Source organism: Empedobacter sp. UBA7252 (genome assembly GCF_002472765.1).
GTDB lineage: Bacteria > Bacteroidota > Bacteroidia > Flavobacteriales > Weeksellaceae > Empedobacter > Empedobacter falsenii_B.
Genome location: NZ_DKSQ01000098.1, coordinates 35,277 through 51,903 on the forward strand (window position 1 = coordinate 35,277; position 16,627 = coordinate 51,903).

16 protein-coding genes are annotated in these 16,627 nt (G+C 31.2%); 4 read left to right on the plus strand and 12 right to left on the minus strand.

Going from position 1 to position 16,627, the window contains the following annotated elements; genetic code table 11:
• Positions 1–168: 168 nt before the first annotated feature.
• The 5 genes from B2X73_RS13910 to B2X73_RS13930 all read right to left on the minus strand — a co-directional run bounded on the left by B2X73_RS13910 (position 169) and on the right by B2X73_RS13930 (position 4,995).
• Positions 169–468, minus strand: a complete 300-nt coding sequence (locus tag B2X73_RS13910) for a hypothetical protein (protein WP_219034088.1) — start codon at positions 466–468, stop codon at positions 169–171.
• A 123-nt stretch (positions 469–591) separates the two neighbouring features.
• Positions 592–1,644, minus strand: a complete 1,053-nt coding sequence (locus B2X73_RS13915; RefSeq protein ID WP_219034089.1) for an alkaline phosphatase family protein — start codon at positions 1,642–1,644, stop codon at positions 592–594.
• Positions 1,645–1,701: 57 nt separating this feature from the next.
• Entirely contained in the window at positions 1,702–2,706 is a 1,005-nt protein-coding gene (locus B2X73_RS13920; RefSeq protein ID WP_219034136.1) for a glycosyltransferase family 9 protein, read from the minus strand.
• Positions 2,687–4,537, minus strand: coding sequence for a monovalent cation:proton antiporter-2 (CPA2) family protein (locus B2X73_RS13925; protein WP_219034090.1), 1,851 nt, complete (start codon positions 4,535–4,537; stop codon positions 2,687–2,689). The genes B2X73_RS13920 and B2X73_RS13925 overlap by 20 nt, the downstream gene beginning before the upstream one ends.
• A 29-nt stretch (positions 4,538–4,566) precedes the next feature.
• Positions 4,567–4,995 (minus strand): SufE family protein, encoded by a 429-nt coding sequence (locus B2X73_RS13930; RefSeq protein ID WP_219034091.1) that lies wholly within the window; start codon positions 4,993–4,995, stop codon positions 4,567–4,569.
• Between the two features lie 111 nt (positions 4,996–5,106).
• Between B2X73_RS13930 and B2X73_RS13935 the strand changes: the two genes are divergently transcribed.
• The 4 genes from B2X73_RS13935 to B2X73_RS13950 all read left to right on the plus strand — a co-directional run bounded on the left by B2X73_RS13935 (position 5,107) and on the right by B2X73_RS13950 (position 9,386).
• A complete protein-coding gene (locus tag B2X73_RS13935; RefSeq protein ID WP_286495672.1) occupies positions 5,107–5,979 on the plus strand; it encodes a diacylglycerol/lipid kinase family protein in 873 nt (290 codons plus the stop codon).
• 155 nt (positions 5,980–6,134) lie between these two features.
• Complete coding sequence (locus B2X73_RS13940; RefSeq protein WP_291096736.1) at positions 6,135–7,088, plus strand: 2-hydroxyacid dehydrogenase; 954 nt, start codon at positions 6,135–6,137, stop codon at positions 7,086–7,088.
• A gap of 338 nt (positions 7,089–7,426) precedes the next feature.
• Positions 7,427–8,140, plus strand: a complete 714-nt coding sequence (locus B2X73_RS13945) for a pirin family protein (protein WP_114998600.1) — start codon at positions 7,427–7,429, stop codon at positions 8,138–8,140.
• A 154-nt stretch (positions 8,141–8,294) separates the two neighbouring features.
• Entirely contained in the window at positions 8,295–9,386 is a 1,092-nt protein-coding gene (locus tag B2X73_RS13950; RefSeq protein ID WP_221854014.1) for a hypothetical protein, read from the plus strand.
• Between the two features lie 70 nt (positions 9,387–9,456).
• On the opposite strand, the gene B2X73_RS13955 is transcribed toward B2X73_RS13950, so the two are convergent.
• The 7 genes from B2X73_RS13955 to B2X73_RS13985 all read right to left on the minus strand — a co-directional run bounded on the left by B2X73_RS13955 (position 9,457) and on the right by B2X73_RS13985 (position 16,623).
• Complete coding sequence (locus B2X73_RS13955; RefSeq protein WP_221854015.1) at positions 9,457–10,158, minus strand: OmpA family protein; 702 nt, start codon at positions 10,156–10,158, stop codon at positions 9,457–9,459.
• A 26-nt stretch (positions 10,159–10,184) separates the two neighbouring features.
• Positions 10,185–10,700: a lipocalin family protein gene (locus B2X73_RS13960; RefSeq protein WP_286495675.1), complete on the minus strand. Its 516-nt coding sequence runs from the start codon at positions 10,698–10,700 to the stop codon at positions 10,185–10,187.
• 126 nt (positions 10,701–10,826) lie between these two features.
• Positions 10,827–11,720, minus strand: a complete 894-nt coding sequence (locus B2X73_RS13965) for a class I SAM-dependent methyltransferase (protein ID WP_125349119.1) — start codon at positions 11,718–11,720, stop codon at positions 10,827–10,829.
• 1 nt (position 11,721) lies between these two features.
• Positions 11,722–13,593, minus strand: a complete 1,872-nt coding sequence (mnmG, locus tag B2X73_RS13970) for a tRNA uridine-5-carboxymethylaminomethyl(34) synthesis enzyme MnmG (RefSeq protein WP_286495677.1) — start codon at positions 13,591–13,593, stop codon at positions 11,722–11,724.
• A 54-nt stretch (positions 13,594–13,647) separates the two neighbouring features.
• Positions 13,648–14,073 carry an rRNA maturation RNase YbeY gene (ybeY, locus tag B2X73_RS13975; RefSeq protein WP_219034096.1) on the minus strand — a complete coding sequence of 142 codons (426 nt, stop codon included), beginning with the start codon at positions 14,071–14,073 and terminating at the stop codon, positions 13,648–13,650.
• A gap of 4 nt (positions 14,074–14,077) precedes the next feature.
• Positions 14,078–16,282, minus strand: coding sequence for a patatin-like phospholipase family protein (locus B2X73_RS13980; protein WP_291096738.1), 2,205 nt, complete (start codon positions 16,280–16,282; stop codon positions 14,078–14,080).
• 62 nt (positions 16,283–16,344) lie between these two features.
• Positions 16,345–16,623 carry a DUF7683 domain-containing protein gene (locus B2X73_RS13985; RefSeq protein ID WP_171622934.1) on the minus strand — a complete coding sequence of 93 codons (279 nt, stop codon included), beginning with the start codon at positions 16,621–16,623 and terminating at the stop codon, positions 16,345–16,347.
• Positions 16,624–16,627: the final 4 nt, after the last annotated feature.

The following is a 16,627-nucleotide window of genomic DNA, read 5'->3' on the forward strand; positions in this document are numbered from 1 at the left end:
GAACAAACAAGTTAGAAATATAAACTCCCATCAAATTTTTTGATGGGAGTTTTTTTATTTCTACTTTATAAAAATAATCTAATTGATTATTGATATCATGAAAAATAAAATAAATAATTAAGTACAAAATAAGGTTGATAATGATGTAATAAAATATGTATTTTAGCATTAATTACAATTCATAAAACCTGTTTTTTTTATTTCTTCTATCAATTTATCAGGATTAGAAACTCTGAAAATTATTTTTGAATCATATTTAGGATTTTTATGAAGAATTTTAATTCCTTTTTCAAAAAAATCGTTAGATGGAATTATATCTATAATATCTTTTTTTAAAAGGATTATTTTAAAGAAAAACAAATAATTTATTATTAACTTATCTTCATAAATATTTATTTGAGCAAGTAAACTTGACATTCTAATAGAGCCTATTATAAGACCTCCCGATTTTGTATAAAGATTGTTCATATTTTTTTAGGTTAAATTATTGATATTGTGAGAGTGAAGTTTTGAATAAATAATTTTACAGTTAGGAATGCTCTGAAAGGCATATTTTATCGTTTTAAACTGCATATCCAAAGCAGACAAATCTTACTTCAATAACGACTTCCCAGAATCCTTATAATTCCATGTTTTTACTTTCATCAAATCAGCAATTGTAGAGGCAATTTGATTGAGATAAGTTTGTTTCTGTTTGAATTTTTTAGGATTAATCCCATTTCCAATCATCAAAATAAAACCTTCGTCTGATCCAGGAATTTCATCATAATGTTCTGGCCATTGTCTTCCATTTCCACGTCCGTGATCAGTTGTTACAATAATAGTTGTTTGATCTTTATAGAATGGATCGCTTTGTACATAATTCCATAATTCCTCAATCATTCTATCATTGCGATTTATTGAAGTAATATATTGATCGTAATCTTCATCATGTCCGTAATCATCAGCTTCTCCATAACCAATAAAAAGTAATTTTGGCTTTTGATTTTTCATCGCTTCTAACGCAAATTCGTGCGTAAAAATATCAAATCTAGTTGCCCACCATTGTTTTGGTGTTTCTAATTGAAAACGTTCGATAAGCAATTCTCGTTCAGATTTGTTTTGATTAAAACTATCTTGATATCCAGCATTTACAAACAATTTAGAACGTTCTTGATTGAAAATATTTGTATACATTCTCCAGCTTCCAAAAGCCATTACCTTATTGTTTAAATTCTTTTGTTGATTTGCAATTTCAAAAACTGAAACATTAGGATTCGGAATATCTTTGTTATTTTTAATTCGCTCATCATCAGCTTTTCCTGTAATAATTTCGTTGTATCCAGGATAAGACCATAATCTTTTGTTGGTCAAATTAACAAAGTTTTGTTCATCACGATTTCCTAAAATAACTCCTTTGTCTTTAATCGTTTTCCACGTAAATGGCATCAATAATTCGCGACGTTTTATAGAATCTTCTGTCCAATATTTTTCATTAGTTTGAACAATAAGTGAGTTGTATTTTTTATCATTTAAAATTGATTTTTCAACTCCTCGGAAAACTTCTTTCCAACGAACACCATCCAGCGTAACCAAAATAACTTTCGGTTCTTGAGCAAATAAAAAATTTGAGAATAAGGCAAGAATAAGAAATGTATACTTCATGTGATTATAATTTCTTATAAAAATAGGAAAAGCATCGATATGATGCTTTTAAAAGTATTATTTTTCTAATTTATCGACGATTTGTTCATAAATATCTTCGGCACTCAAATTTTGAAAATAATCATAATTTTGAAACTTTTTTGGATCTTTTCCAAAGATAGAAGTTGGACGAATTTTCATCGTTTCGTCTTGTATCACATCATTCATAGATTGACCATAACCTAAAAATCCAGCAAATGGATGCGTTCCACCCCAAATAGAAATTGTGCGTGTTCCCATCAACGAAGCTAAATGCATGTTTGCGCTATCCATAGAAATCATTACTTCTAATTTAGCAATTGCTTGTAATTCTTCTTCAAAAGAGATTGTTCCAGCTAAAGATTTGATGTTAGGATTAAAACTTTCCCACGTTTTTAATTCATCAATTTCAATTTTTCCACCGCCAAATAAATAAATTTTGTACCCATTTTCAGCTAATTTCTTCGCAACGATTTTCATCTTTTCGATGGGATACATTTTACTTGTAAAGGCTGCAAAAGGCGCAATTCCAATTGATTTAGATTCTTTAATCGATTTTGGTTCGATTTTATGCTTTAAATTGACGTTAAAACTAAATTGACGCAAAACATCAGCATAGCGCTCAGTTGTTAATTTTAATTGCTTAAAAACGCGATTTTTTTGATTGACTAAAGCTTTTTTCTCCTCACGACCTTTATCTAAAGTAGCCGTTTCTGTTCCGTTAAGTTTGAATAGAGTTGTAATGACTTTTGATCGGATTACGTTGTGAAAATCAGCTACATAATCAAAATTATATTGTTTTAATTCTTTGTATAATTTGAACAAGCTAAAAAAGCTTTTGTAGTCTTTGTTCAAATCAACCGAAATAAATTTGATTTGAGGAAATTGCTTGAAAATATTTCCCATAAAAGGGCGCGAAGCAACATAAACTTCGATGTTAGGATTTTGTTCAATAAACTCTTGTAAAACAGGAGCAATCATTGTAACATCCCCCAAAGCAGAAAAACGTAAAACTAATAGTTTTTTATGATTCGTTTTCTCCATTATTCCTATTGTTAATTTCTTTTGCAACCATTTTCATTTGCTTTTCAAATTCTTGCTTAGATGCTTCAAAATATTGATCAGAATTTTCGGCATGTTTTGCAATTTTACGCAACGATTTTCGGTCACTTTTTATGAAAATTTCTCCAATTTTAGACGCTTCTTCAGGTGAAAAACCATATTTTATAAGGATTTGTCTACCAACGTAAACAGATGAGAAAAAGTTTTCTCGATAAACTTCGTCTATACCATCTTTCAAATAATTATACGCATAACTACGATTTTTTGCACGAACAATAATTTCTAAATTCGGAAAGTTTTTACGAACAATATAAACTAATTTTTGATTAATTTCTGGCGGATCCAAAGCAGCTACAAAATATTTTGCATGTTCAGCACCAGCCGATTTTAGTAAGTTAACATTTGTTGCATCGCCATAAAAAACATTAAAACCCTGCTTGCGCATTTTCTCTACACGCTCACTATCATTATCCAAAACAATCGATTTTATTCCAGTGCTTTTCAAGACACGACTAATTGTGTTTCCAAAATCACCAAAACCAGCAATAATTATTTCACCTTCTGCTGAATGTGGATTTATTTTATCGTTTTCAATGATTGTTTTTACTTTTGTTTTTACACCAAAATATTTTAGAATTAATTTTTCATTTAAGACTAAAAGTAATGGTGTTATTACCATTGTTATCGCAGTTGTAGCTAACATCAAATCGTACCATTCTTTATTTAGAATATCTAAATTTCGAGTCAATGATAAGATAACGAAAGCAAATTCTCCGACTTGTGATAAAAGCAAAATGAACAACCATTTTTGATCAAAATCAAATTTATGTTTGATTCCAATAAACCATAAAACCAATGATTTTATTAACATTATTCCAAATGTTAATCCAAGAATCATAAAAGGTTTATCTGCAATTAATTTGAAGTTAATCGTTGATCCAACAGCAATAAAAAAGATTCCTAATAATAATGATTTGAATGGCTCAATGTCACTTTCTAATTGATGTTTATATTCGTTATTCGCCAAAACAACACCAGCAATAAATGCTCCCAAGGCAGGAGAAATTCCAACTTTTTGCATCAAAATTGAAACTCCAATGACTAAAAGTAGGGCAGAAGCGGTGTAAATTTCTCGAACTTGTAATTGTCCAACATACTTGAAATAAGGTGTAATAATGTATTTTGCAATCACATAAATAAATGTAATTGCACCAAGAATAACCAAGGTTTTCATGAACGCTGGTCCACCAACTAACAAACTTTTAGAATCATCTCCAATGGACTGAATCAAGGAATCTCCAACTAAAAGTGGAATAATTGCTAAGATTGGAATTACCATAATATCTTGAAACAACAAAACTGAAAAAGTTGATTTACCTATGTTTGTTTTGGTCAATCCTTTTTCGCTAAGTGTTTGCATAATAATGGCTGTTGAAGACATGGTTATTGCAAAAGCTATAGAAAGAGCCAAAGAAAAATCCATTTTCAAGGCAAATATTCCGACTAAAGTTGCAATAATTATTGTTCCCAAAACTTGCATTCCACCAAGGTTGATGATTTTATTTTTCATCTTCCAGAATTCCTTTGGATCAAGTTCTAATCCGACCAAAAAAAGCATCATAACTACACCAAATTCTGTGGCGTGCATAATGTCTGTACCGTCATTGCCAACAAATTTCAGCAGATAAGGTCCAATTAAAACTCCGGCAATTAAATATCCCAAAACCGAACCCATTCCTAATTTTTTGGAAATAGGAACGCAGATTACAGCGGAAAATAGAAAAATAAATGCTTGGCCTAAAAAGTCGTTCATTATTTTATAAGGTTGATTAGATGATGTGTCTAACTATTATTTTGTTTTGATTGAAATGCAATCGCATAAAATTTGAATTGTTTTATCATCGCTAATAATCCATTTGCACGAGTTGGTGATAAAAATTCTGATAAACCAATTTCGTTGATAAAATCTGTATCCGATTCTAAAATATCTTTTGGCGTTTGATGATTATACATTCTCACCAATAGTGCGGCAATTCCTTTTGGTAAAATAGCATTAGAATCAGCTTTAAATTCGATTGTATTACCATCCAATTCTGCATCTAACCAAACAGAAGATTGACAACCTTTTATGATTTTATCATCTGTTTTTGCTTCTTCTGGTAAATTATTTAAGCTTTTTCCTAACTCGATCAAATATTCGTAGCGTTGTTCCCAATCATCAAAAAATGAGAATTCGTCTACTATTTCGTTTTGAATTTCTTTAATTTTCATATGACAAAGTTAGAAAGTTTTTGATAGTTTTTCCTCAAAAAAAGACGTTAAATAGCTTGATTCTTTTAGATTTCTTATTTTTGTGTTTTGATAAATTTCAATTCCCAAAAAATGAAGTACACTTTCATTGTTAATCCTAATTCAGGAAACGCAAAACACGATATTTCGCTCGATTTTTTACAATCAAAATTTGATTCTTCAGACGAAATCGTTTTGAAAGAAACAGCTTATCAATTTCATGCAAAAGAATTGGTGAAGGAGGCGATTGCAGAAAATTCGGATGTTATTGTTGCATGCGGTGGTGATGGGACAATCAATGAAGTGGCGAGTGCTTTGGTGAAAAAAAATATTCCGTTAGGAATAATTTCTGCTGGATCTGGAAATGGTTTGGCAACAAATCTTAATATTCCGAAAGATGCTAACAAAGCGATTGAAATTATCAAATCAAATGCAGTTCATACGATTGATGTTGGCAGAGTAGAGGACAAGTATTTTTTTAGCAATTTAGGTTTTGGGATTGATGCAGAAGTTATAAAAACATATGAAGAAAATCAAAAGCGTACGATTACTGGATATTTTGATGCATCTGTGAAAACGTTGTTGAATTATAAATCGAAATTGTTTCGTCTTTATATAGATGATGTAATTATTGAGAAAAATTTTTATTATCTATTCTGCTCTAATTCTAACATTGCTGGTTATGGAATCTCTTTTACACCGAAAGCTGATTTGTCTGATGGTGAATTGGATTTATTGATGATAGAAGATTTGGATGTTTTCGAGCAATTTTATTTTTCTGTACTGGTTTTAGCCAAAAAGATTGATTTGTTGGACAAAGCAAAGTATCGAAAAGTGAAAAAGTTCAAGATTGAAAGTTTAGATAACAATCCTATTACGTATCAGCTTGATGGAGAGATTCATAATACCGATTCACTTCAAGTAAAAGTTAAGGTCATACCAAATGCTTTAAAAATCATTTTTTAAACTTCAATTATTATTTAATTAGCAATATAAATTATACATTTTCAATAAATTAAAATATTATTAACGTAGTTATAAACGATTTGTTTGTAACCAATTTTATCTTCAATTTTATAATAATACTTGCATTCGTTGTAACTTTGATTAAAATTTTTGCAATGAATACGCCTTATAAAATTTTAGCAATTGATTCTAATCACGAATGTCTAAATAATGGACTTCGTGAAGCAGGGTTTATTGTTGATGAAGATTACACTTCACCCAAAGAAATCATCGAACAAAAGATCAATGAATATGATGGAATGATTGTAAGGAGTAGATTTCCAATTGATAAAGATTTTTTAGCAAAAGCAACGAATTTAAAGTTTATTGGTAGAGTAGGGGCAGGCTTGGAGAATATTGACGAAGAGTTTGCAGCTGATCATAACATTGTTTTATTCAATTCTCCCGAAGGAAACCGAGATTCTGTTGGTGAACATGCGATTGGTATGTTGTTGATGTTGATGCATCATTTGCGCAGAGCTGATAACGAAGTTCGTAATGGAATTTGGAAACGTGAAGAAAATCGTGGTGATGAATTGAAGGGAAAAACGGTTGGAATTATTGGTTATGGAAATATGGGAAATGCTTTTGCGAGACGTTTGCAGGGTTTTGAAGTTAATGTGATTTGTTATGATATTTTGCCAAATAAAGGAAATGAATTTGCGAAGCAAGTTTCGTTAGAAGAAATTTTTGAACAAGCTGATGTTGTAAGTTTACATACGCCGCAAACACCAGAAACGATGCAAATGATTAATGCAGAATTTATTTCTAACTTTAAAAAAACATTTTATTTTGTGAATACAGCGCGTGGTAAATCTGTTGTGACAAAAGATTTGGTTGAAGCAATGAAAACAGGAAAAATTTTAGGAGTAGCTTTAGATGTTTTAGAATTTGAAAAATCGAGTTTTGAGAAATTAGTTGCATTTGATTTACCAGAAGAATTTCAGTATTTAATCCAAGCGGATAATGTTGTTTTGGCGCCACATATTGCAGGTTGGACGCATCAAAGTAAAGTGAAATTAGCAGAGTTTATTCGTGATAAAATAATTGATTGGAAGAATAATCAGTAATGATTAATTGATATAAACTAAAAAGGTTCCGAAACTTCGGAACCTTTTTTCATTTTGTAAGTTTTTTGTAAACTTTATACAAAATAACTGCTACTATAATAACAAGAACGATTTGGAGTAGAATCCAAAGTATAACATTAAATGTTGATTCGCCTGAAATTGATAGCATATATATGTCTCATGTGTTAACTGAATGCTAAAATATAAATTATTTTTAACATTTTGTTAATAATTTAAAAAAAGTTTTATTCATCTTCTAGGTGTGTTAATTGATAACTTATCACATGTCAATAGATAAGTTTTTTTTGCACCCTAAATTTGTATAAAAATAAATTACTATGAATTACCAAATATTTAAATCAGAATCAAGAGGTGGAGGAAATCATGGGTGGTTAGACTCTAAACATTCTTACAGTTTTGCAAATTATTACGATCCAGCTCGTATTCATTTTGGAGCTTTGCGTGTCGTAAATGATGATATAATTACCGGAGGAATGGGATTTGGAAAACATCCTCATGATAATATGGAGATTATTACAATTCCTACAAAAGGAGGAATTTCTCACGAAGATTCAATGGGAACTGGTTCTGTAATTGAGTCTGGGGATGTACAAGTAATGAGCGCTGGTACGGGAGTTTTTCATAGTGAAATGAATGCTTATGAAAACCAAGAAGGACATTTTTTTCAGATTTGGATTATTCCAAATAAAATGAATGTTGAGCCTCGTTATCAACAAATTTCTGTTCGTGAAGTAGCAAAAGAAAATGAATTATATCAAGTTCTTTCTCCAAATGCAGATGATCAAGGAGTTTGGATTCATCAAGATGCATGGATTTTTTTAGGAAATTATACAGAAGATAAACAAGAAACATACAAAGTACAAAAAGAAGGAAATGGTGTTTTCTTTATGGTTGTGGAAGGAGAAGTTGAATTTGATGGAAACAAATTAGGACGAAGAGATGTCATCGAGATTAAAGATACAAACGAGTTTTCGTTTAATGTAGCAAAAGATTCTCGCTTGATGTTAATCGAAGTTCCTATGGATATTTAGAATTTTTTTCAAGTTTTAGTTGTTTTATATATAGAGCAGATTTCAGAAATGGAATTTGCTTTTTTTTTGTTAAAAAAATACCATTATCAACACAAGTATTTAGTATATTTACTGCTTATAAAACTTTAACTCAAAACGTATTAATCTATACTATATGAAACGTTTATTCATCATTGCTTCTTTCGCTTTAATGATTATCAGTTGTAAAAATGATAACATTGAAATTGATTCTACATCTGCGCAAACTTTTAGTGAAACGGTAGACAAAATTTCGAAGGCTTTGCCTGTTATGCAACAAGATAAATTTAAGGAAGCTTTACAGATTATTTTCGAGTATAACACAAGTCAATCAATGGATAATGAATCGCGTTGGGGAATTGTGCGTACGTTGTTAGATGGAAAAACAGTAGATGAGGTTTTTGATATTGCTGAAAAAGTCGCGTTACAAAATAAATTTACATGGAATAGAAATCAAGTTCCTTTGGTGAATGGAATTCCAAAATCAGGTGCAATTGAAACTGTAGAAACGCCTGCTGAACCGACTTCTAATGTACAACGTTTCGATTTTAGTTTAAAACAAGATGATAGTGGAATCTCAATTTCTCCTTTTTTCTACAATGCGCAAGGAGAGGAAATTCAGTTGGATAAAGCTGTAACGGCAACGATAGAAGTGTTTAATTCAGGTAGTATTGTGTACACATTTCGTTCTACAATTGATCCAAATTCTATGGATGATTTGTACAGAAAAAATACAATTAATATTAAATATTCGTCATTAGATGCTTCTAAAATTAAGAGTGATCGATTAGATATTTTGGTTCGAATTCCGAATTCTGAACGATATTTAACGAATCGTAAAGCGGTAAAAGTTCCGTTGAATTTAGTTGGTGCTGCTGAGGTTGTAGATTCTCTTTTGGTTGAAAGTACGCCTGCACATGTAAGTAAAGAAGCTGGAATGGTAAAATCTCTTTCGAATCGTTTTATGACAAATTTATCAAAGAAAAATTATTCTGGTGCTTTTGCGTTGACAAGAAGTGGTGAATGGAATACTTTCCAAAAATTTTCTTCTGATGAATCAATTAAGAATTTAGAGCAAGCAACAATTAATGATGCAAAAGTGTTAGATGCAGACGAAAAAGTTGCATTAGTTGAAGTGAATGCAAATTTAAAAGACCAATCTTCTAAGACATATCAAGTGACTTTAGAAAAGATTAATAATAAATGGTTTGTGGTTAATTTTAAATAATCGTAAACGTATTAAACATAAAAAAAGCGTTCAAAATCTGAACGCTTTTCTTGTTTTATATTGAAATGAATTATTGTCCGTTTGCTTCTTTAGCAGCGTCCGCTTTCATTTTTGCGTTTGCAGTAATTGCAATCTCTACACGACGGTTTTGAGCACGTCCTTCTGCAGTTGTATTATCAGCAATTGGTTCCTCTAAACCTTTTCCTTTCGATGTTAAACGAGAAGAAGCAATACCTTTAGAAACTAAATAATCTTTTACAGACTGTGCGCGTTTTTGAGATAATGGTAAGTTATAATTTTGAGAACCTACGTTATCAGTATGGCCAACAATTAATAAATCTGTATCAGGATATTCGTTGAAAACTTCTACTAATTTATCTAAGTTAGATTTAGCAACAGCAGTTAAAGAAGCTTTGTTATAATCAAAAGTAACTTTAGAGTTTTCATCTAAAATTAAGTTAATCCCTTCTTCAGTTCTTACGACTTCTGCACCTGGTAAAACTTGCTCAATTTTTTGCGCTTGTTTATCCATATTGTTACCAATAACACCACCAGCAGCTCCACCTACAGCAGCTCCAATTACAGCACCTAAAGCAGTGTTACCACCTTTACCGATATTATTACCTAAGATTCCTCCAATAACACCACCAGCAACAGCACCAATACCAGCACCTTTTTGTGTATTGTTTGCATTTTGTACAGCTGTACAAGAAGACATAATAAATGATCCTCCTAATACAATTGCAGCTATTTTAGTATTTATTTTTTTCATAATTTCTAAGTTTTTTAAATTGTTGATTAACGTACGAAGTTATAAATCACTTGTGCAATTTTTCCATTTGCATTGATATCTTGTACCAATTTCATCGAATTTGCATCAACATAATCTACACGCATTTTATATCCTGCTGTATTTTGTTTCGCTTTGATTCCTGTAACATCTTTGAAGATAAAGTAAGTTGTAGAACCATCTTGTTGTAAATCCCAAATAATATTTGTTGTTCCTGAAGGGCAATCTCCGCCAGCGTTATTAAATGTATATGTTCCTTTTTTGTTGTTTTGAACTAAGTTCCATGTAGAACCTTCATAACATTCTGGGTTTGCTGTGTCAAAAACTTTCGCAACTGCATCAGTAACTTTTACATTACCTTGTACCTCGTTTGTTGTTAAACCTTGGTAGTCTACATTTGTCAAAGTCCATGCACCTCTCACTTCTTTACCTGTTTGTATTTCTTGTTTTGCAACGGTTGTAGATGCACAAGAAGTTAAAAATGCTGAAGCGCATATCCCAAATAATAAAATACTTTTTTTCATAGCTATTTATTTTATCTATTATTAATCTTAAAAAACGGCTTCTATAAATTAGATTTAATAAAGTTTTAGAAAAAAAACGACTTCTAATACATCTGATTAGATAATCATTCTTTAAAAACGCTTATTTTAATTTTCAGCTTTAATAATATAGATTAAAGAAGAATATTGACCTGTTTTTTTAGCTTGAGTATTAGACTTCAAACCAATTCTAAGTGCATTGATAAAACCTAACTTATTACCTTTATATTTTTCAGATAGTAGACTCACATAAAATGAATCTAATTTCATCGGGTGGATAGATTCAATTTTCATACCAAAGTTGCTAAATAACTTTCGCATGCTGGTTTCTGTGAAATGCCATAAATGACGAGGTACATCATAAGCTGCCCAATGTTCACCATAATATTTAGCATCATACGATTGGTGGTTTGGAACAGCTATTACTAAGATACCACTTTTTGTTAAATGTTTCTTTAGTTCTGTAATTATTTCTTTAAGATTAGGAATGTGTTCTAAAACATGCCACAAGGTAATCACATCATACTTTTCTGTATTCTGTTCTAATTCTGTAGAAGTAACTTTTTCGATTCCTACTTTTGATTGAGCAATTCGTCTTGCCGAATCATTTGGCTCCATTCCCAAAACATCGTAACCATTTTTTTGTAGATGCTCTAAAAAATCTCCAACGCCGCAACCATAATCTAGAATCTTTTTACCATTGCCAATTTTATTAATCAATTCTAATTTATTATTTAGATTGATTGATTTTGCCATTTGATAAAAACGTTCGAAAATAGATTTCTTTCCATCGGTATGGGAAATGTAATTTTTACTTTCGTAATACTTTCCCAAATTTTCGATAGGTTGGGGGAGAGTATACAAAACTTCAGTTTCTGAATCTTCGTAAATTTCGAACTTTTCTTTTGTTAAAAAATAATCTTTTAAATCTAATTTCTTAATACCAGAAAATCCTTCTTTTGAAGGATTTTCTTGAGATGTTTCACGTGGAACATTTTCCATATTATCTTCCCATGTAAATTAATAATACACTAATATCTGCTGGTGATACACCACTAATTCTTGATGCTTGTGCTACCGTTGCAGGTTTTATTTTTGTTAATTTTTGACGAGCTTCTATCGACATCGAACCAAAGACATGATAATCGATGTCAGCCGGAATTTTTAGATTTTCCAAACGATGCAATTTATCTGCATTCTGTTGTTCTTTCTTAATATAACCTTTGTATTTGATCTGAATTTCTGTTTGTTCTAATTCTTCTTGATCGTATTCATTTGTTTCAATAAATTCTTTTACACGATCTAATTTCGTAAAATCAGAAAGTTTTAACTCAGGACGAGAAATAACCGAAATCATTTTGTTTGGTTGTTTCAAAGGTGTTCCTTCGCGCTCTTCAATTACATCATTTATTTCTTGTGGCTTGATGGAATTTTCTTCGAAATAATTAACAAGTTTTTCAGCTTTGTCAAATTTTTCTTCCATTCTTCTCAAACGATCTTCTGAAGCTAAACCAAGTTCAAAACTTTTTCTTGTCAAACGTTCATCCGCATTATCTTGTCTCAATAAGATACGATATTCTGCACGAGACGTAAACATACGATAAGGTTCTTCTGTACCTTTTGTAATCAAATCGTCGATTAAAACTCCTATATAAGCTTCGTTACGATTTAAGATAAATGGATCTTTTCCTTGAATTTTTAACACAGCATTTATACCCGCCATCAAACCTTGAGAAGCAGCTTCTTCATAACCTGTTGTTCCGTTAATTTGACCAGCGCAATATAAGTTATCAATTAACTTAGTTTCTAGCGTATGTTTTAACTGTGTTGGTGGAAAATAATCGTATTCGATGGCGTAACCTGGACGTAAAATTTTTGCATTTTCAAAACCAGGAACAGAACGTAAAGCTCTTGCTTGAATATCATCTGGCAAAGATGTTGAGAATCCATTTATGTAGAATTCCATCGTGTGCCAACCTTCCGGTTCAGCAAAAATCTGATGACGATCTTTGTCTGCAAAACGATTAATTTTATCTTCGATAGATGGACAATATCTTGGTCCTGTCGATTTAATTGTTCCGTTAAACATTGGAGAACGATCAAAGCCTTCACGCAATAAATCATGAACTTCTTGATTGGTATAAGTAATCCAACAAGAACGTTGTTTCGTTAATTTTTGTGTATTTGTATATGAGAATTTTGAAGGATTTTCATCACCTGGTTGCTCAACCATTTTCGTATAATCGATAGAACGACCATCTACACGTGGAGGAGTTCCTGTTTTCATTCGTCCAGCTTCGAAACCTAAATCAACTAATTGTTCCGTAATTCCGAAAGCAGCAGATTCTCCCATGCGTCCACCTCCAAATTGTTTTTCTCCAATATGAATTAAACCATTCAAAAAAGTACCATTTGTAAGTACAACAGACTTAGAACGAATTTTCATTCCCATGGCTGTAATTACTCCGCAAACTTTACCATTTTCGATGATTAAATTTTTTACCATATCTTGAAAGAAGTCAACATTCTCTGTTCTCTCTAAAGATAAACGCCATTCTTCTGCAAAACGCATACGGTCTGATTGCGCACGTGGCGACCACATCGCTGGACCTTTTGATTGATTCAACATTTTGAATTGAATCGCAGTTTTGTCGGTAATAATACCTGAGTATCCGCCTAAAGCGTCAATCTCGCGAACAATTTGCCCTTTCGCAATTCCACCCATAGCAGGATTACAAGACATTTGTCCGATTGTTTGTAAGTTCATTGTAACAAGAAGCGTTTTTGCTCCTAAATTGGCTGCTGCCGCTGTTGCTTCTGCACCTGCGTGACCACCACCAACTACAATTACATCATATTCTGATTGAAATATCATTTGATTTGTAAACTTATTTTTCTTGTTAAAATAATAAATGTTCCACGTGGAACATTATTGATTTAGATAGCTACTAAACGTTTCTAAATATTGATTTTCTTTAGCAGTCATTAATTCTTTGTCATCTGGTTCTTTGTCCATATAACCAGCAAAATGTAATATCCCATGGATAACAACGCGAGCTAATTCGTTTTCAAAAGAAACATTATTTTGCTCAGCATTATCTTTGATTCGTTCGACGCTAATAAAAATATCACCCATCAATTTATCTTCAATAGAATTATCGAAACCAATAACATCTGTGTAATAATCGTGTTCTAAATATTGTCGATTAATTTGAAGTAAGTATTCATCATCACAGAAAATATAGTTTAAATCTTCTATTGTTTTCCTTTCATTCTTCATACTCTCTACGATCCAATCTATCCAAGTTTGAGCATCTTTTAGCTCAAAATCTGTTTCGTAAAATAATTCTATCATTGTTCTAAAACCAGTAACCTAAACTTAAATTAAATAATCCTTTTTTTGTGTAAGGCGAATAACTCCAAATAAAATTTAAAGGACCTAATGGACTATCGTAGCCATAGGTAATGCCGTACCCAAGATATTTGTAATCTGTTAAACTCAATTGCTCAAATCTATCTGTGATATTTGCTATATTCATAAATAGACTTGTGTAATGATTTTTCAAAATTCGAGCTTGAATATGAGAGCCAAAAAGCAATTGATTGTCGCCAATTGCAGAGCCAAAGGGAAGCCCATAAAACTTAGTGTAATTGAAAAAATCTTGTTCAACATAACCTCCGATATAAAACTTCTGAGGCATTGTTACATTATCGTTGAAAAAGGTTCCAAAGTTAGCAGTAAATCTGTAACTTAGGAAATTATTTAACGGAAAATTTGCCTCTAAACTTGATTCTAACAAATAGTTATTTTCAAACCCAGTTACATTAGAATCAAATAAATACTTGAAACTTCCATCAAATTTTAAACCACTACGCGCAAAATTTGCATTATTTCGATTATCTGCTTTGATATATCCATACGCTTTCCAATAATAACCTTCGGATTTTGCTGGAAATTCCTCATTAGAAGCAATAAAATTATTTGTGAAAACTTTTGTGTATTGATGCTCTAATCCAACGCCAATAGCAAATTTTTCTTTGATAGTCGATTGAATGTAGATTTGATTGATGTATTCTCTAAAGTTATAATTTACTTTTTTGTAGATATTATCCTGGCCAAAGAAGTTTCTTAGATCAATTTCTTTATCAAAATAATGTGAAAAAGAGTTGAAGCCGATACTTGGAAGATATCCATTATCAATGAAAAAATTGATGTTATATCGCGCATAATCACCAACCACAACATCAGCAGAAAGCACCGAGTTTTTGACAAATAAATTCTTTGAAGTGAAGTTTAAAAGTAATCCTGTTTTAAATAAATCATCGTAATGTAATCCAAATCGGATAGATTGTTTGGTCTTATTTTCTTGAACTTTTAACGTTAATAAATTTTCTTCATCGTTAATTTCTGAGATTTTATACGTGATATTATTGAAGTTTCCAGAAGCATATAGTTTCGAAATTCCAGCTTTTAAATCATCATATTTTATAATTTCAGGAGTACGAATTCTTAGCTTACCTTCGATATAATTTGTGTTGAAATTTTTCAATCCTTCAACCTCGATTTCTTTGACCAAAACATAATCATCAAGTTTGATTTCGTTTCGAGTTCTGTTCGAAGCATGCTGTTTTTTTGCAATTTCTTTGAGTTGATCATACACTTTTTCTGAAGCAATAAGTCCGCGATTATAAATAGAATCTACTTCATCAAAACTTGTAACTGCATATTCTTTTAGCTCCGGTTTAATCAATAAATCGACTAATTTTTTCTGTTCATCTGTTTTTTTAACGATACTCATCGTCATAATTTGACTCAAAATATCAATAGCAGAATTTAGATCATCACGTTTTTGTAAACCATCACCCAATTCTACACCGATAATAATATCAGCACCCATATCTTTCACTTCTTTCACAGGGAAATTGTTGACAACACCACCATCAACATATATTTTACCATCAATTGTGACAGGATCTAACATGGTTGGATAAGCGCCCGAAGCCAAAATAACGCGTGGTAAAAATCCTGAACGAAAGACTTTTTCTTCTCCAGTTTCGAGATCAGTTCCAATACAAACAAAAGGCGTTGGAAGTTTATTGAAATCATCAATATCATGAACTGGACGCAATAAATAAGTCAATAAATCAAGCGGACCTTGACCTTTTGAAATGGCATTTGGAATCGTTAATTTGAACTTATCAAAAGGTAATTCTAAGATGTATTTTTCTTTGTATGCTTTCTCGAAAAAAGGAATCTCTGCACGATCTTTATTTTGCGTAATCAATGAAGAAATATCCAATTGATGCATGATTTTCTCGAGTTCGTCAGGTGTATATCCAGCTGCATATAATCCACCGATAATCGCGCCCATACTTGTACCTCCGATGTAATCAATTTTGATTCCAGCTTCTTCAATCTTCTTCAAAGCGCCAACATGTGCATAGCCTTTTGCGCCACCACCACTCAATACAACACCCACTTTTAGACGCGTTGAATCGTTCTTCGCTTCTTGTGCAAAAGAAATGGTCGAAATAATGAAAATGAAAGTAAAAAGACTGCGCATAAATTGATCTAAATTGAAGAATAAAGATAGCAATTTTGAATCTAAGTTGTAGAATTGTTTAACTATTCTACATTATTTTCATAACAACTTAAATAATATGAAAATTTCGAAAAGTTGGAAGAAAAAGCTTTATTTACTTTTAGAAAAGGTTTTAGTTTTTCTATTTGTGAAACAGAAAGTGGATATGAATCATAAATTTCTGTCGGATAATCATCCTTATTTAAGGTAAAATCATTTAAATAAAAAAGAATCTGTTCAGATGTTATTTCTAATTCGAATTCATTGTTAAGAGAATCGTCAGAATTATTATACTCTTCAATTAATCTAATTATTTTATCCATTTAT

What these genes read in the sequence shown, in the direction of transcription:
- B2X73_RS13910 (WP_219034088.1), bottom strand. Translation starts at nt 468, where the DNA reads ATGAACAATCTTTATACAAAATCGGGAGGTCTTATAATAGGCTCTATT.
- B2X73_RS13915 (WP_219034089.1), bottom strand. Translation starts at nt 1,644, where the DNA reads ATGAAGTATACATTTCTTATTCTTGCCTTATTCTCAAATTTTTTATTT.
- B2X73_RS13920 (WP_219034136.1), bottom strand. Translation starts at nt 2,706, where the DNA reads ATGGAGAAAACGAATCATAAAAAACTATTAGTTTTACGTTTTTCTGCT.
- B2X73_RS13925 (WP_219034090.1), bottom strand. Translation starts at nt 4,537, where the DNA reads ATGAACGACTTTTTAGGCCAAGCATTTATTTTTCTATTTTCCGCTGTA.
- B2X73_RS13930 (WP_219034091.1), bottom strand. Translation starts at nt 4,995, where the DNA reads ATGAAAATTAAAGAAATTCAAAACGAAATAGTAGACGAATTCTCATTT.
- B2X73_RS13935 (WP_286495672.1), top strand. Translation starts at nt 5,107, where the DNA reads ATGAAGTACACTTTCATTGTTAATCCTAATTCAGGAAACGCAAAACAC.
- B2X73_RS13940 (WP_291096736.1), top strand. Translation starts at nt 6,135, where the DNA reads ATGAATACGCCTTATAAAATTTTAGCAATTGATTCTAATCACGAATGT.
- B2X73_RS13945 (WP_114998600.1), top strand. Translation starts at nt 7,427, where the DNA reads ATGAATTACCAAATATTTAAATCAGAATCAAGAGGTGGAGGAAATCAT.
- B2X73_RS13950 (WP_221854014.1), top strand. Translation starts at nt 8,295, where the DNA reads ATGAAACGTTTATTCATCATTGCTTCTTTCGCTTTAATGATTATCAGT.
- B2X73_RS13955 (WP_221854015.1), bottom strand. Translation starts at nt 10,158, where the DNA reads ATGAAAAAAATAAATACTAAAATAGCTGCAATTGTATTAGGAGGATCA.
- B2X73_RS13960 (WP_286495675.1), bottom strand. Translation starts at nt 10,700, where the DNA reads ATGAAAAAAAGTATTTTATTATTTGGGATATGCGCTTCAGCATTTTTA.
- B2X73_RS13965 (WP_125349119.1), bottom strand. Translation starts at nt 11,720, where the DNA reads ATGGAAAATGTTCCACGTGAAACATCTCAAGAAAATCCTTCAAAAGAA.
- mnmG (WP_286495677.1), bottom strand. Translation starts at nt 13,593, where the DNA reads ATGATATTTCAATCAGAATATGATGTAATTGTAGTTGGTGGTGGTCAC.
- ybeY (WP_219034096.1), bottom strand. Translation starts at nt 14,073, where the DNA reads ATGATAGAATTATTTTACGAAACAGATTTTGAGCTAAAAGATGCTCAA.
- B2X73_RS13980 (WP_291096738.1), bottom strand. Translation starts at nt 16,282, where the DNA reads ATGCGCAGTCTTTTTACTTTCATTTTCATTATTTCGACCATTTCTTTT.
- B2X73_RS13985 (WP_171622934.1), bottom strand. Translation starts at nt 16,623, where the DNA reads ATGGATAAAATAATTAGATTAATTGAAGAGTATAATAATTCTGACGAT.